Below are 16,144 nucleotides of genomic sequence, written 5' to 3' on the forward strand. Positions count from 1 at the left end.
TAAACAAGCTTCTAGCCTGTTTTTGAAACGTTTCATTTGATGATTATATTATAACAGCGCTTTCATTAATTGTCAAGCGCTTTTTAAATTTTTTTTGTTGTTTTATCTCCCCAAAAATATGTGGGAATTACGATTCGTTTTTCTAGAATCTCTTCCCGCTTAATCATTTTCAGTATCATTGCAACAGATTCTTTTGCCATCATACCAATATCTTGAACTATTGTAGACACTAGATAAGATTGATCGACAGAAGTTTTTAAACCATCAAACCCAATTATCTGGTAATCATCAGGTGCTATTTTCCCCAGTTCTTTCATAACACTAATAACTCTCAGAGCCATCATATCATTTATTGTAAATATACCATCAATTTCTTTATGAGATTGCAAAAAAACTCTTATCTGATCTTCAGGATTTATTAAAGGTTCTTTCATTTCAAAATTATAGACATCTACTCCTAATTCCTTAGCTTTTTCTCTGAATCCTTTACTTCTGAGTATAGTCTCATTCTCATACATATTAATTGAACCAATAAAAGCAAGGTGCTTATTATCCCTTCTAACCAGTTCCTCTGCTGCAGTTTGTCCTCCTTTGTAATTTGCTGAAGTAACATAGCATACATTTTCCGAAAAATGTCTATCTATACTTACAAACGGTAAATCAGATAAAATATATTTGTCAATATCAGAATATGTAATACCAATAATTCCATCCACTTTATTTTGTTTCAACATTTCGATATATTCGATTTCATTTTGTGAATCGCTATCAGCGTTACAAATAAATAATTTATAATTATATTTTAATAACTCTTTCTCAACATGATAGGCAAACTCCGAGAAAAACGGATGCCATATGCTCGGAATAATCAAAGCGATAGTTTCTGTTCTATTCTTTTTCATACCTCGAGCATAATTATCAGGGATATAGTCCAATGTTTTTATAGCCCTTTGAACTTTCCTTAAGGTTACTTCTTTAATGCCTTTTTCTTTATTAATCACACGTGAAACTGTTCCAACACTAACTCCTGCTTCTAAAGCAACATCTTTCATGGTAATTGATTTTCTTTGTTCTACCATCTTATCACCTCCTTTCAATATATAGTATCATGCAAACGCTTTTTTAGCAACTATTTCTCAATCATTTTTGTCCAGACCCTTTTTCCCATCATGAATAAAATCACTCCAATTAGCTTTTGAAAATACTTCAATTTTCATATGTAAACATCTACATAAAACAGGAAAAGACTTTTTTTACTTTCTATCTACTCTTTTTCATGATGTATTTTCGTACAGGTGCTTCAACTATTTGAACGATTTCAAATCCTTCTTTTTGGTAAAGATTCTGAGCTCTTTGATTTGCCTCGAAGATATTTAGAGAAATACTATCTATGTCTCCATTTTCAAAGACCAAACTAACAAATTTCCTTAAAGCCTGCCTACCTAAGCCTTGCCCCTGTTTCTGGGGGTTGATAAAAAATCTCCCGATATGAAGATTCCTGTCTTCTAGCCTGATTTTCTGGATAAGCCCCACAAACTCTTGTCCATCAAAGATTGAAAAGATTCCTTCCAACTCTTGCAAAACTTGAATGGTCAAGGGAAATGAAATCCTTGGTCCCATCCATTGTTCTTGAAATGATTTGCCTAGGGAGTTGGACCATTGGCATACGAGCTGAGCATTTTCTGTACTCACCTTTTCTTCAAAACGAATTGTCATCTTTGCCTCACCATCTTATCTATATTTCTCCATTATACTACTTCTCCCATTTTTTACGAATAGATAAGTATGATTGATTTTTATTTTTTTCTTGTCGGGAGCATTCTCGCTTCCTTTCTTGGTTTGGTCATTGACCGTTTTCCAGAGCAATCCATTATCCAACCTGCTAGTCACTGCGATTCCTGTCAGACTCCCTTGCGTCCCTTAGATTTGATTCCGATTCTCTCGCAGGTCTTCAATCGCTTTCGCTGTCGCTACTGTAAGGCTCCTTATCCTGTCTGGTATGCCCTCTTTGAACTAGGCTTAGGTGTCATCTTTCTGGCTTGGTCTTGGGAATTGCTTTCCTTGGGACAAGTCGTCCTAATCACCGCTGGTTTGACCTTGGGCATCTACGACTTTCACCATCAGGAATATCCCTTACTGGTCTGGATGACTTTCCACCTAATCCTCATGGCTTCCTCTGGCTGGAATCTAGTCATGGTCTTCTTCCTTGCTCTTGGAATTGTGGCTCATTTTATCGATATTCGCATGGGCGCAGGGGATTTTCTCTTTCTAGCTTCTTGTGCTCTCATCTTTAGCGCAACCGAATTACTCATCTTGATTCAGTTTGCTTCTGCGATGGGAATTCTAGCCTTTCTCCTGCAAAAGAAAAAGGAAAGACTTCCTTTCGTGCCTTTCCTCTTACTTGCTACTTGTGTGATTATTTTTGGTAAGCTACTGCTTGTTTGATAAAGTCCTCAATCGGCTCTCCTTCATGGAGAGCTTTTACGATTTTTGAACCGACGATAACGCCATCTGACACCGCATTAAAACGTTCTACATCGTCTTGACTAGATACGCCAAATCCTGTCAAGACTGGAATGTCGGCCACTTGATGCAATTGTGCCAAGTGCTTGTCCAAGTCTGCACGGTAATTGCCAGATTTCCCTGTCACCCCATTGATGGCAACGGCATAGACAAATCCTTCTGCCCCTTCAATCAACTCTTTCTGACGCTCAAACCCTGTGGTCAAGCTTACTAAAGGAATCAAAGCAATGTCTGTATCTACCAAAAATGGTTCTACAAAGTTGGCATGCTCATGAGGCAGGTCTGGAATAATCAAACCCTTAACCGCTGTATCTGCTAAATCTTTGACAAAGTTCTCCACACCGTACTGAAAGAGGGGGTTGAAGTAGGTCATGATGACCAGCGGAACCTCTGTTTCAATGACTTTCAAGGTTTCAACCAAAGCCTGGGTAGAGGTCCCGTGGGCTAAACTACGCAAGCCAGCTTCTTCGATCACAGGTCCATCTGCAACAGGGTCTGAAAAGGGAATGCCCACTTCAATTGCAGAGACACCCAAATCTTCTAAAAAGTGGATTGTTTCAGCGAGTCCATCCAAACCTTTTTCGTGGTCACCAGCCATGATATAGGGAACAAAAATTCCTTTTCCAGCTGCTTTAATAGCGTTCAATTTTTCTGTTAGTGTCTTAGGCATGAGCTTCTCCCTTCTTTGCTGCATCTGCTTCCAAGCGGTCCTTGACTTGAACCACATCCTTGTCCCCACGACCTGATAGGCAGACAATCATAGACTTTTCTGGTCCAAGTTCTTTGGCCAATTTCACCGCAAAGGCAATAGCGTGGCTAGATTCCAAGGCTGGGATAATCCCTTCCACACGAGACAAGAGTTGGAATCCTTCCAAGGCTTCTTCGTCTGTCACAGGGACATAGCTGGCACGTTTAATATCGTGGTAGTGAGAATGTTCTGGACCGATACCAGGATAGTCCAAACCTGCTGAGATAGAGAAGGCTTCAAGAATTTGACCATGGGCATCTTGGAGCACATCCATGAGGGAACCGTGAAGGACACCCGGACGACCCTTGGTCAAGGTAGCTGCGTGGTGCTCTGTATCCACACCAAGTCCTGCTGCTTCAGCTCCATACATAGCTACTGACTCATCTTCTACAAAGGGATGGAAGAGACCGATGGCATTCGACCCACCACCAACACAAGCTACTAGGGCATCTGGCAGATCTTGACCTGTCATATCGCGATACTGTTGTTTAGCTTCTCGACCAATGACACTTTGGAAGTCACGAACGATTTCTGGGAATGGATGAGGTCCCAAGGCAGAACCAAGGATATAGTGGGTATCATCGATATTAGCCACCCATGAACGAAGGGATGCATTGACCGCATCCTTGAGCACGCGCGAACCGTCTGTCACTGCCTCAACCTTGGCTCCCAAAAGCTCCATACGGAACACATTGAGGGCTTGGCGTTTGACATCTTCCTCACCCATGTAGATGGTACATTCCATGTTAAAGAGGGCTGCAGCAGTTGCAGTTGCCACACCGTGCTGACCAGCACCTGTTTCAGCGATAATTTTCTTTTTACCCATGCGTTTGGCAAGCAAAACTTGTCCCAAGGCATTGTTAATCTTGTGGGCCCCTGTATGGTTGAGGTCTTCACGTTTGAGATAAATCTTGGCTCCGCCGATATGCTGGGTCAAGTTTTTTGCGTAGTAAAGAGGAGTTTCACGCCCCACATACTGGCGCAAAAGTTGGTTTAATTCCTCTTGGAAACTTGGGTCTGCCTGACTTTCACGATAGGCCTTCTCCAACTCCAAAACTGCTGTCATCAATGTTTCTGGGACGAAACGTCCACCGAATTTTCCGTAAAATCCATCTTTATTTGGTTCTTGATATGCCATTCTTTACCCTCTCTATAAATCTTCTAATCTTTTCATGATCTTTTTGTCCATCTGTCTCCACTCCGCTCGATACATCTACTGCATAGGGAGTAAAGTGTTGAATTGCTTTTACTACATTGTCTTCGTTAAGCCCACCTGCGATAAAGAAGGGCTGTGCTATTCCTGTCGTATCCAATTTCCCCCAGTCAAAGGTCTGACCACTCCCAGCCACAGGGGCATCAAAGAGTAGATAGTCTGCCTGAGAATTGGGCACATGACCCTCTCCATCCACCTGCACAGCCTGCATACTGGCACAAGGCAAATCCTCAAACAAATCATCCGCTACCTGACCGTGAACTTGAACCAAGTCCAAGCCAACCTTGTCAATCGCTTCTAGCAGTTCTGCCCGACTCGGTGAAACAAATACACCAACCTTTTTAACGTTCACTGGAATGAGCTTTGCCAGCTCAGCAGCCTGATCCAAGGTCACCTGTCTTTTACTAGGTGCAAAGACAAAACCGATATAGTCTGCTCCTGCTGACACGGCTGTTTCTACCGCTTCTTTAGTAGATAATCCGCAAATTTTAACCTTTGTCAATCTGCAACTCCTTGATTCTCTGGGCTACATCTTCTGCCTGCATGAGAGCTGTCCCTACTAAAATTCCGTTAAAGTATGGTGCTACTCGTTCCGCATCCTGCCCTGTGAAAATAGCAGATTCAGAAATGTACAAACAATCATCTTTGAAATGTTTAGCCAAATCTACACTGGTTTGCAAGTCAACTTCAAAGGTGGTCAAGTTGCGGTTATTGACCCCGATAATCTGGGCACCAAGTCTGTGAGCCACTTCTAGTTCAGCTAGATTGTGGGTCTCCACCAAGACTTCCAGACCAAGCTCTGTCGCGTAGTCATACAGTTCCTTGAGACGTTCTTCTGACAAGGCGGCCACAATGAGCAGAATGACTGTTGCACCTGCATTGCGAGCTCGAATGATTTGCTTTTCATCGATGATAAAGTCCTTGTTGAGCGTTGGAATCTGTACCTGACTGGAAATCTCCCGTAGATAATCCAAATGTCCTTTAAAGAAAACTTCATCTGTCAGAACAGAAATCATCACTGCTCCGTTCGCTTCATAAGTCTGGGCCTGTTGCACAATATCCACATCTAGATTGATATCTCCCAGACTAGGGCTAGCTTTCTTGACTTCAGCGATTACCTGTAAACGGTCTTGGTGATTCTTCAAAAATTCTGCCAAACGATAGGTCTGGCGCAAGGGCTGGATTTCCTCCAGCTCCATCTGCTCAACCTCACGCGCCTTCTGCTCCAAAATTCGTGATAAAAATTCCTGACTCATTTTTGGTACTCCTGTAACAGTCTGAGTTTTTCAAGGGCCTTGCCACTAGCAATGACTTCGCGGGCCAAGGCAATTCCTTCCTTGATGCTATCAACCTTACCATTAGCATAGAAACCAAGACCAGCATTCAAGACTGTAGTTTCCAAGAATGGACTTGGTTCATTTTTAAGAACGCTGAGCAAAATTTCTGCATTTTCCTGAGCATTGCCTCCACGAATATCGTCGATAGCGTAGCCTTCCATTCCCAAATCCTCTGGAGTAAAGCTTGACAAGCTGATTTCGCCATTTTCAAGCAGAGCAATCTTGGTTGTTCCATTCAAACCAGCTTCATCCAATCCTTCTGGCCCAGCAACCACGATGGCACGTTTGCGACCCATATTTTTCAAAACCTGAGCTGTACTTTCTAGAAGCTCTGGACGACTAATACCAAGAAGCTGTGTTTCCAAGGCCATTGGGTGAATCAGTGGACCAGTCAAGTTCATAATCGTTGGAATTCCCAATTCCAAACGAGCTGGCATGATGTATTTCATAGCTGGGTGCATATTTTTAGCAAAGAGAAAAACGATGCCAGTTTTATCAAAAACCTTACCTAGTTCAGCTGGTTTGAGGTCTAGGTTGATGCCCAAGGATTCGAGGACATCTGCAGAACCAGATTTAGAAGAAATCGAGCGGTTACCGTGCTTGGCCATGTGAACACCGCCACCAGCCAAGACAAAGGCTGCAGTTGTGGAGATGTTAAAGCTGAAAGACTTATCCCCACCAGTACCACAGTTGTCCATGGCATCATGAATCTCAGTTGGAATATGTTGGGCATGCCCTCTCATGACCTGTGCAATGGCTGTGCGTTCTTCAGGTGTTTCCCCCTTCATCTTAAGCGCCAAGAGAAGAGAAGCAATCTGTGCCTCTGTTACACGCCCAGTTACGATACGCTCAATGACATCCGTCATTTCCACACCTGATAAATTTTCAAATTTTGCTAGTTTTTCAATAATCTCTTTCATCCTAGTTTCCTCACTTTACAACCTTCTCGATAAAATTCCGAATAGAAGACAAGCCATCTGGCGTTCCAATGCTCTCTGGATGATACTGGAAGCCATAAATCGGTAGGATTTTGTGTTGAATCCCCATGATGGCTTGGTCATCAGTCGAACGAGCTGTCACTTCAAATTCTTCTGGCATTTCTTCAATCAAAATACTATGGTAACGCATGACCGCACGGCCATCCTCGATACCTTGATACAAAACAGATGGCGCTTCAAAGCTGATATTGCTCTGTTTCCCATGCATGACTTTTGGAGCCAAACCTAACTTACCACCAAAGACTTCGGCAATGGCTTGATGGCCCAAACAAATCCCAAGAATCGGCTTCTTGCCAGCAAAATCACGAATCATGTCTTCCATCTTACCAGCATCAACTGGCCAACCAGGACCAGGAGAAAAGACCAGACCATCTGCTTTTTCAGCTTCTTCATACAGCTTGGGATCATCATTTCTCAAGACCTGCACTTCTGCGAAATTCCCAATGTATTGGGCCAAGTTATAGGTAAAAGAATCATAGTTGTCAATCAATAAAATCATGGTCTTAGTTCTCCAATTCTAGTCATAGATTTAGCCTTGTTAATGGTTTCTTGGTATTCATTTTGGGCGATAGAGTCGTAGACAATCCCTGCCCCAGCCTGCACATAGGCTCTTTTATTTTTGAGAATCATGGTTCGGATGGCGATGGCCAAATCCATATCACCCGTTGCAGACAAGTAGCCGATTGCTCCTGCGTATACGCCACGTTTTTCTGTTTCCAGTTCATAGATGCGTCTCATCGCTCGAATCTTTGGTGCTCCAGAAACGGTTCCAGCAGGAAGTGTTGCTTTCAAGGCATCCATGGCAGTGAGTTCTGGAAGCAAACGCCCCTTGACTACACTGGTCAAATGCATGACATAACGGAAAAGCTCCACTTCCATATACTTAGTGACTTGGACACTGGCCGTTTCAGAGATGCGGCCAATATCGTTACGTCCCAAGTCTACTAACATCCGATGCTCTGCTGTTTCCTTCTCATCCGAAAGCAGTTCTGTCGCCAAAGTCTTGTCTTCTTCATCCGTAGCGCCTCTTGGTCGTGTCCCTGCAATCGGATTAGTTGTCACGATGCCATTTTTAACTGAAACTAAACTTTCTGGACTGGCACCGATGATTTGATAATCACCAAAATCATAGAAATAAAGGTAATTAGAAGGATTAGTCACGCGGAGATTTCTGTAGAAGTCAAATGGATTTCCAGTAACTTCTGCTGAGAAGCGCTGACTGAGCACGCATTGGAACATATCGCCATTACGAATCAAGTCACGAGCTGTTTCCACCATTTCTTCAAACTTCTGAGGAGCGATATGCGGTTTGAAGTCCAGCGGAGATAGATCCAAGTCTTCAAATTCATTTGGAGCAGGAATGCGTAATTCCTCAAGCACTTGGTTCAAGGCTTTTTCCAAGTTTTCTTGACTGCGCTTGCTATAAAGAGCATCCTCGATGACATGGATTTTTTCCTTCTTGTGGTCAAAGACCATGTAACTCTCATAGACGAAGAAATGCATGTCTGGCGTTCCAATTGTATCTTCAGGAATTTGACCAATTTCTTCATAAAGCGAAATCATATCGTAACCCACAAAGCCAATTGCCCCACCACCAAAAGGTAGGTCTGAATGGTGCTGGCTCTTATGAGTCACTTCATAAAGGAAATCCAAGGGATCCCGATCAATCACTTGACCATTTTGATAGAGAACTCCATTTTCAAACTTAATCTCAAAAACTGGATTATAAGCTAAGATAGAAAAACGAGCTGTTTCCTTGTCTCTCGGAATACTTTCTAAAATAACCTTGTGTTGCCCCTTTAGACGCATATAAGCCAAGATTGGTGATAAGACATCTCCATGAATGATTCGTTCCATTGTAATTTCCCTTTCAGTTCTACTTCTAGTCCGTGGCGACTGTATGAAAAATCCCCACGCAAAATAACTTGCGTGAGGACGAAATTCGCGGTGCCACCTCAATTATAGGATTTCTCCTATCTCTCATGCCTGTCTCAGAAACCTCCTGTAACAGGCTGTGCGATAAAGGGCACTCCCTTGAGAATTATGTTTTCTTCTCTCGTTTCAGATGGACCCAACCTTACAGCTTTCTCTGCTTGTTTCCAGCAACCACAAGCTCTCTGGGAAAGAAATAACTGTAATTTTTCCATCTATTATTTTTTAGCTTCTAGGTAGTCTGCAATCGCAGCTACGTCCTTGTCTCCACGACCAGAGACATTGATGAGGATAATGTCGTCTTTACTTAGTTTCGGTGCACGTTTAACTGCTTCTGCGATAGCATGCGAACTTTCAATCGCTGGGATAATTCCTTCAGTCTTGCTGAGAAGGAGGAGAGCCTGAACAGCTTCTTCGTCTGTCGCAGCCACATATTCCACGCGACCTGAATCTTTGAAGTAGGCGTGTTCTGGGCCAACCCCTGGATAGTCCAATCCAGCTGAGATAGAGTAAACTGGAGCTAGCTCTCCATCTTCCTTAAAGACTGCATAAGTCTTCATACCATCAACAATTCCGATACTACCTTTTGTCATAGTAGCTGCGTGCTTGTCTGTGTCAAGTCCGTGACCAGCAGCTTCAACCCCAACCAATTTGACTTCTTCATCAGCCACATACTGAGAAAAAGCACCGATGGCATTAGAGCCACCACCTACACAGGCAATAACGTAGTCTGGTAAACGACCTTCTTTTTCTAAGATTTGACGGCGAGATTCTTCACTGATGACCTTTTGGAACTCGTGGACAATTGTAGGATAAGGGTGAGGACCCACAGCAGATCCCAAAACGTAGAAGGCTTCCAAATCATTCATCCAGGCTCCAAAGGCTGCATCAACAGCATCTTTGAGGGTACGAGTCCCTGTTTCAACTGCATGAACAGTTGCTCCCATCATCTCCATACGGAAAACATTGAGACGTTGACGCTCCACATCCTCTGCCCCCATGTAGACATCACAGGCCATACCAAACTTGGCTGCAGCCGCTGCTGTCGCAACACCGTGCTGACCAGCTCCTGTTTCTGCGATTACTCGTTTTTTGCCCATACGTTTAGCCAGAAGAATCTGTCCTAAAACGTTGTTGAGCTTGTGAGAACCAAGGTGGTTAAGGTCTTCACGTTTGAGATAAATCTTAGCGCCACCTAAGTGATCTGTCAAACTTTCTGCAAAATAGAGCGGTGTTTCGCGACCGGAATAGTCCTTTAAGTAATGGCGAAATTCTGCCAAAAATTCTGGATCATCCTTGTACTTGTCAAATGTCACTTCCAACTCATCCAACAAAGCCTGAATCGGCTCCGGTACAAAACTACCACCAAATTGTCCAAAATAACCTTTAGTTGTCATAAATTTTTTCCTCTTTCAGTATTAATTCCAAGATATGAAAAAGCCCTCACACAGATTGAATTCTGTGTGAGGGCGTTAGTAACGCGGTGCCACCTCAATTATAAAGGAACTATCCCCTTTACATCTCTACCTTGTCTAACAACAAGTTGCACTGTAAGGTGTGCGCACCGAATTTTCATTGTTTCAAATTCATTTTTAAAATCAGCCCACTTTCACCACTTCCAACCACCTGTTCACAATCACCACAGGCTCCCTGAAGATCAAAAATAGTTACTTTTCTGATTTGTTGAACTTATTTTAATACTTTGTTTTTTCTTTGTCAAGACTTTTTTACGATTTTTTTGATAAAGCTAGCACTTTTTCAGAAACTGTTTTGAAAGTCTCAATGATATAGTCCACTTCTTCATCGCTTAATTTAGTGTGAAGAGGGAGCGTAATTTCATTTTCAAAGAAGGCATAAGCCTTAGGATAATTCGCCATATCAAAGCCAAGATTCTTATAGGCTGTTAAGAGCGGAAGCGGTTTGTAGTGGACATTACTTGCAATTCCTGCTTTGGCCAATTCTTGAATGATAAGACTGCGTTCTTCTAATCTCGCTCCTTCTACATGGGTGATGTAGAGGTGGCGTGAAGATTCGACAGTATCAGTCTTATGTGCCAATGGATGGATACGAGAACCTGAAAAACCACGATCATAGCGGTCCACTATCTCCTTACGACGTTCTAGTAAACCAGGGTAACGGTCCAATTGTACCAAACCAAGGGAAGCCATGATATCGGTCATATTGCACTTGTAGGCTGGTGTGACGATATCGTATTCCCATGACCCCAGTTGCATCTTGGCAAGAGCATCTTTGGTTTGACCATGAAGGGAAAGGATTTGAAATTCCTTGTACATCTCTTCGTCATCAATCGCTGGATTGGCCTTCCAAGTCGCACTTCCACCTTCTGCCGTTGTAAAGTTCTTAACGGCATGGAATGAGAAAGAAGTAAAGTCAGCGATAGAACCAGCTGGTTGTCCTTTATAAGTAGATCCCAAAGCATGGGCACTATCAGAAACAATCACGATACGGTTAAAGGCCTTTTGCCACTTGCTTGAAGCGGTAAAGAGATCACGTTTCTTCTCCACTACTTGGAACAAACGGTCATAATCGCAAACAATCCCCGCGAGCTCTACTGGGATGATCACCTTAGTTTTCTCAGTGATAGCTTGCTCCAGCAAGTCATAGTCCATCTCAAAAGTATTTGCTTGAATATCCACCATGACAGGTGTTGCTCCTACGTGCGTGATGACACTACATGAAGCTGTATAGGTCATGGCTGGAACGATGACTTCATCACCAGGTCCAACTTCCAAGACGCGCAAAATCAACTCAAGAGCGGCAGTCGCAGAGTTAAGACAGACAGTCTTAGGCGTCTGTGTGTATTGAGACAAGCGACGCTCCAGTTCTTTTGTCTTAGGACCTGTTGTGATCCAACCAGAACGCAGGGTATCCGCTACCTCAGCAATTTCTGCTTCTGTAATATCGGGTGGTGAAAATGGAATATTGTAATTTGGCATTGATTTGCTCCTTTTATCTGTACTCATTCTCTCGTGACTACTTTATTTTAGCACTTCAAACACGGTTTGAAACATGATTTTGATGTCTCCAAGGAAACTAAACTCTCGGAGATAGGCGAGGTTATAGTGCATCTTTTCAGGAAGGACGTGTTCAACATAGGCTTGGTCAACTGACAGACCTTTCTCCGTCATTTGACTGATGATGGTGTCCTCATCCTTGTAGTGAATGCTGGCTGGAGAGGTAATCCCTGCTGGCAAAAGCAAGGTTGCCATCATTTCAGGGCTATACTGCTCTGTGTAGCGTGGCACTTCAGGTCGTGTACCGACAAAGGACATTTCGCCTTTAAGGACATTGACCAGCTGAGGCAGTTCATCCAAACGCACACGGCGGATGAAATTGCCAACCTTGGTAATGCGGCTATCGTTAGCAGAAGTCACCAGACTTCCTTTTTTGTCCGCATCCGTCACCATGGTACGGAACTTCCAAATCTTGAACCGACGGTTGTACTGGGTCACGCGCTCTTGCTTGTAAATCACTGGTCCCTTGCTATCCAACTTGATCCAAATGCTCAAAATGAGAAAGATGGGAGAGGTTAGAACCAGTACAACCAAGGCCAAAACCCAGTCCAAGCAACGCTTGAAAATCAGCGAACCCTTCCTTTTAGAGACAAGCTGGTAGTAAGACTCAACCTCGCTTGATTTCATTTCCACGGGCAAGTCTTCCCATTTCAGCATGCTGTTTCTCCTTTGTTTTTATTATACTATTTGTCAACATTTTTCATTATACCACAAAATGGAAAAGGCGGTGAAAGAAATCTGTAATTTGAAGGATTTCCTTCTTATGCTCAATGAAAATCAATGTACAGCTTTGAGATTGCAGGTAAAGCTGACCTAGTTTGAAAAGATTTTCAAAGAGTATTAGGCCATGGCCCCTGCCTGCAAACTATACATCTTGTGATAGGTTCCTCCCAAGGCCAAGAGTTCCTCATGGGTTCCGCTCTCGATGATGCGCCCCTTGTCCAAAACATAGATGCAGTTGGCGTCTTGGATAGTAGAAAGGCGGTGGGCGATGGCAATGGTTGTCCGCCCCTGTCTCATCTTAGCCAGTGAAGCTTGAACCAAACTTTCTGTTTCAGAGTCAATATTGGCGGTCGCTTCATCTAAAATCAGGATTTTAGGCTGACTGGCGACTGTTCTAGCAAAGGCCAGAAGCTGACGCTGACCAGTTGAAAAACTCAAACCACGCTCGGAAACAGGGGAATCATAACCCTGCGGAAGTTCTTGAATAAAGGAATCTGCATCCACGAAGCTAGCTGCAGTCTGGACCTGCTCATCACTGATTTCTTGGTACATGGCGATATTGGACTTGATTGTTCCATGATAGAGGAAGGGTTCCTGCAAGACCAGCCCAATATTTTTTCTCAGTTCTTCCTGACTGTAATTCCTAATATCCACATCATCCAAGAGAACTAGGCCTGACTGAAATTCATAAAAGCGCATGAGGACATTGATAATAGACGATTTTCCAGAACCTGTATGACCCACAAAGGCAATGGTTTCACCCTTATTAACGGAGAAGGAAATGTCATCCAGAATCGGATGTTTGCCATCATAAGAGAAACATACATGTTCAAAACGGATATTGCCTTCTTTGATCACGGCCTGTCCATTTTCTTGAAGAGGCTCATAGGTTCTCTCGTCAATCAAGGCAAATACACGGCCTGCAGAAACCATAGAGGTTTGAAGAGTTGAAAAGTTTTGCGTCACCTCAATCAAGGGATCAAAGAGGCGATTGATATACTGGATAAAGGCATACATGGTCCCTGCTGTTATTCCCAGATAAAGGCCACGATAGCCAAAGTAAGCCATCAAGACAGTATAGCCTAGGAGTTTCAGCAAACTCATGGCAGGGCGCAAAAAGAGGGCATCCAAGGCTACAGAACGGTTGGCGTAGACCAAGTGTTCTTGGTTGATTTCATCAAATTCTGCCTGCAGGCGCTTCTCTTGATTAAAGGCCTGGATTATTCTGATTCCCTCGATGTTTTCAGCCAGCTTACTATTGATATCTGACAAGAGACTTCTGGTTTTCTCAATGATTTTCACTGATTTTTTCCGATAGAGATTGACCAAAAGGAAAATCAAGGGGAGAAAGAGCAAGACTAATGCTGTCAGACGAAAATCCAGAACCAACATGGTATAAAGGGTTGTCAGAAAAATGAAAACTGCTGAGATAAAGCTAGATAAAATCCCCGAAAACATATCACTGATAGTCTCGGTGTCGTTTGTCAAACGAGAGACGATAGAGCCTGCTGGCGTCTTGTCAAAGTAAGACATGCCTAGTTTCTCCATATTGGCAAAGGCATCCCGACGAATATCCCTAACAATACTGTAGGACACGCGCGCAAAGAGAAGATTGCCGACATACTGAACTAGAGTTTGTAGGATATAGAGGCCATAGTAGACCAGCAAAACGGTCACAGCGAGTTGGTTGAGATTGCTGAGATACTGGTCGATAAAGTGGGAAGCTACAAGGGGAATAACACTTTTAATGACCGTAGTCGCTAGTAGAAAACTGAGTGCCAAAAAGGTCAGGAGCCCATAAGGCTTGAGATAAGACATCAAGCGCTTCAATACAGCCCATTGTTCTTTCTTATTCTGCATCTTCTTCTCCCTTCATTTCCAGCTGCTGAGACTGGTAGGTTTGGGCATACCAGCCATCCATGGCTAGTAGGTCTTCGTGCCTGCCTCGTTCGATAATTTGACCATTTTGCAGGACTAAAATCAAATCTGCATGGACAACTGCACTGAGGCGATGAGCTGTGATAATGGTTGTCTTGTCCTTACGCGTTTCCTTGAGGTTGTCAATAATAGCATACTCTGTCTTGGCATCCACAGCTGACAAGGAATCATCTAGAATCAAGATATCAGGGTCTAAAATCATCGCCCGACTCATGGCCAGACGCTGCTTTTGACCACCAGAAAGACTGACTCCTTTTTCACCAATCAACGTATCAAATCCCTGTGGCATGGCTACAATATCTTGGTAAACTTGAGCTAGCTTGGTCGCTTCCTCGACCGCTGAAAGGGGCAAGTTAGGATTGCCAAAACGGATATTGTCTAAGATCGAAGTCGCAAAGAGAAACTGGTCCTGAGGAACATAGCCCATGAGACTGCGAAGGTCTGTCAAACGATAATCGCGAATATCGTGACCGTTTAGATAAATGGCCCCCTTGTCAACATCATACTCACGCAAGAGAAGCTTGATCAAAGATGTTTTCCCAGAGCCTGTTTGCCCAACCAAGCCCAGTGTTTGCCCTTTTTCCAAACTAAAGTGAATATCCGTCAGTGTTTCCTCATTTTCAAAGGCAAAAGAGTCAATGGCATACTGCAAACACCCGTTTTCAATTCCATCTAAAGGAAACTCAGGGTCTTGTACAGGTGATCCCTGAGACAAAAGTTCCTCAATCCGCTGGTAAGAAACCTTTCCTCGCTGAGTAATATTAAAGAGGAAGCCGATGGCCATGAGAGGCCAGACCAGCATATCCAAGTAGCTGATAAAGGTAACCAGATTCCCAACTGTAATCTGCCCTTCCTGAACCATCAAGGAACCAACAAAGAGCGTTAAGACATAGGATGAACCAACAAATAAGAGAACCATAGGGTCAAAGAGACTATCGTATTTCATGGTTTGCAGGTTCTTTTGGAAGGTCAATTCATTGACTGCCTGGAAAGACTTGAGCTCATCCGCCTGGTAACCGAAAGACTTGGTCACCTTGATACCTGATACAGACTCCTGTACCTTGTTATTGAGTTCGGAAAAGGCTGCCTGTGACTCACCAAAGGCCTTATGGGTCTTTCTCCCTAGACGACTAGTCGCATAAGCCATAAAAGGCAAGGGAAGAATGGCAACTAGAGTCATCTGCCAAGAAATGCTAAAAAGCATGGTCAGCAAGGTCACTAAAGCCGTGATAGAGGCATCCACCGCAGACATAACACCGCCTCCTGCCAGACGCGTTAGGGCATTGATATCATTGGTTGCGTGTGCCATCAGGTCCCCCGTCCGATAGGTTTGATAAAAGGCTGGAGACATTTTTGTGAAATGCTCAAACAAGCGAGACCGCATAATCTGTCCCAGACGGTAGGAAGTCCCAAGAATATACATACGCCAAACATAGCGCAGATAGTACATCCCAAAGGCCGCAAGAAGTAAATAAAATAGGTCAAGAAGGAGGTCCTGCTGGGTTAATTGCTCCGATGTGATGGCATCAATCACCCGCCCCATAACCATGGGGGGAATAAGATTTAGGACGGAAACCAAGACCAAGGCCACAATCCCGACTAAATAACGGCGTTTTTCTAACTTGAAAAACCACCAAAGTTTTTGAATAATGGACATAAAATCCCTTTCTGATTGCAAATGGAAACCTGAGGCCAAT

The 16,144-nt window shown here is 43.5% G+C and carries 15 protein-coding genes and 1 other annotated feature; of the genes, 1 reads left to right on the forward strand and 14 read right to left on the reverse strand.

The window, feature by feature from the left end:
- Positions 1-83: 83 nt before the first annotated feature.
- The gene (locus tag OC529_RS01025) at positions 84-1,079 is read right to left on the reverse strand and encodes a LacI family DNA-binding transcriptional regulator (RefSeq protein ID WP_173213096.1); all 996 of its coding nucleotides are present in this window, start codon (positions 1,077-1,079) and stop codon (positions 84-86) included.
- Between the two features lie 181 nt (positions 1,080-1,260).
- Positions 1,261-1,716, reverse strand: a complete 456-nt coding sequence (locus OC529_RS01030) for a GNAT family N-acetyltransferase (RefSeq protein WP_262081288.1) — start codon at positions 1,714-1,716, stop codon at positions 1,261-1,263.
- Between the two features lie 69 nt (positions 1,717-1,785).
- On the opposite strand from OC529_RS01030, the gene OC529_RS01035 reads away from it, so the two are divergent.
- Positions 1,786-2,445, forward strand: a complete 660-nt coding sequence (locus tag OC529_RS01035) for a prepilin peptidase (protein WP_262081289.1) — start codon at positions 1,786-1,788, stop codon at positions 2,443-2,445.
- On the opposite strand, the gene trpA is transcribed toward OC529_RS01035, so the two are convergent.
- From trpA to OC529_RS01095, 12 genes are all read right to left on the reverse strand, one after another.
- Positions 2,417-3,193 carry a tryptophan synthase subunit alpha gene (gene trpA, locus OC529_RS01040; RefSeq protein ID WP_262081290.1) on the reverse strand — a complete coding sequence of 259 codons (777 nt, stop codon included), beginning with the start codon at positions 3,191-3,193 and terminating at the stop codon, positions 2,417-2,419. The genes OC529_RS01035 and trpA overlap by 29 nt on opposite strands.
- On the reverse strand, positions 3,186-4,409 hold the full coding sequence (gene trpB / locus OC529_RS01045; RefSeq protein WP_262081291.1) for a tryptophan synthase subunit beta: 1,224 nt from the start codon (positions 4,407-4,409) through the stop codon (positions 3,186-3,188). The genes trpA and trpB (OC529_RS01045) overlap by 8 nt, the downstream gene beginning before the upstream one ends.
- The gene (locus OC529_RS01050) at positions 4,387-4,986 is read right to left on the reverse strand and encodes a phosphoribosylanthranilate isomerase (RefSeq protein WP_262081292.1); all 600 of its coding nucleotides are present in this window, start codon (positions 4,984-4,986) and stop codon (positions 4,387-4,389) included. Before OC529_RS01050 ends, trpB (OC529_RS01045) begins: the two co-directional genes overlap by 23 nt.
- Positions 4,973-5,740 carry an indole-3-glycerol phosphate synthase TrpC gene (trpC, locus tag OC529_RS01055; RefSeq protein ID WP_262081293.1) on the reverse strand — a complete coding sequence of 256 codons (768 nt, stop codon included), beginning with the start codon at positions 5,738-5,740 and terminating at the stop codon, positions 4,973-4,975. Before trpC ends, OC529_RS01050 begins: the two co-directional genes overlap by 14 nt.
- Positions 5,737-6,741, reverse strand: coding sequence for an anthranilate phosphoribosyltransferase (gene trpD / locus OC529_RS01060; protein WP_262081294.1), 1,005 nt, complete (start codon positions 6,739-6,741; stop codon positions 5,737-5,739). The genes trpC and trpD overlap by 4 nt, the downstream gene beginning before the upstream one ends.
- Before the next feature lie 10 nt (positions 6,742-6,751).
- The gene (locus OC529_RS01065) at positions 6,752-7,318 is read right to left on the reverse strand and encodes an aminodeoxychorismate/anthranilate synthase component II (RefSeq protein WP_262081295.1); all 567 of its coding nucleotides are present in this window, start codon (positions 7,316-7,318) and stop codon (positions 6,752-6,754) included.
- A complete protein-coding gene (gene trpE / locus OC529_RS01070; RefSeq protein ID WP_262081296.1) occupies positions 7,315-8,676 on the reverse strand; it encodes an anthranilate synthase component I in 1,362 nt (453 codons plus the stop codon). The genes OC529_RS01065 and trpE overlap by 4 nt, the downstream gene beginning before the upstream one ends.
- A gap of 293 nt (positions 8,677-8,969) precedes the next feature.
- Positions 8,970-10,148 carry a tryptophan synthase subunit beta gene (gene trpB, locus OC529_RS01075; protein WP_262081297.1) on the reverse strand — a complete coding sequence of 393 codons (1,179 nt, stop codon included), beginning with the start codon at positions 10,146-10,148 and terminating at the stop codon, positions 8,970-8,972.
- A gap of 65 nt (positions 10,149-10,213) precedes the next feature.
- Positions 10,214-10,444, reverse strand: a binding site (T-box leader).
- 34 nt (positions 10,445-10,478) lie between these two features.
- Entirely contained in the window at positions 10,479-11,708 is a 1,230-nt protein-coding gene (locus tag OC529_RS01080) for a DegT/DnrJ/EryC1/StrS family aminotransferase (RefSeq protein ID WP_262081298.1), read from the reverse strand.
- A gap of 42 nt (positions 11,709-11,750) precedes the next feature.
- Entirely contained in the window at positions 11,751-12,443 is a 693-nt protein-coding gene (locus tag OC529_RS01085; RefSeq protein ID WP_262081299.1) for a sugar transferase, read from the reverse strand.
- A gap of 183 nt (positions 12,444-12,626) precedes the next feature.
- Complete coding sequence (locus tag OC529_RS01090) at positions 12,627-14,369, reverse strand: ABC transporter ATP-binding protein (RefSeq protein ID WP_262081300.1); 1,743 nt, start codon at positions 14,367-14,369, stop codon at positions 12,627-12,629.
- A complete protein-coding gene (locus OC529_RS01095) occupies positions 14,359-16,104 on the reverse strand; it encodes an ABC transporter ATP-binding protein (RefSeq protein WP_262081301.1) in 1,746 nt (581 codons plus the stop codon). Before OC529_RS01095 ends, OC529_RS01090 begins: the two co-directional genes overlap by 11 nt.
- Positions 16,105-16,144: the final 40 nt, after the last annotated feature.

It is taken from the genome of Streptococcus sp. Marseille-Q5855 (assembly GCF_946901985.1).
Taxonomy (GTDB): domain Bacteria; phylum Bacillota; class Bacilli; order Lactobacillales; family Streptococcaceae; genus Streptococcus.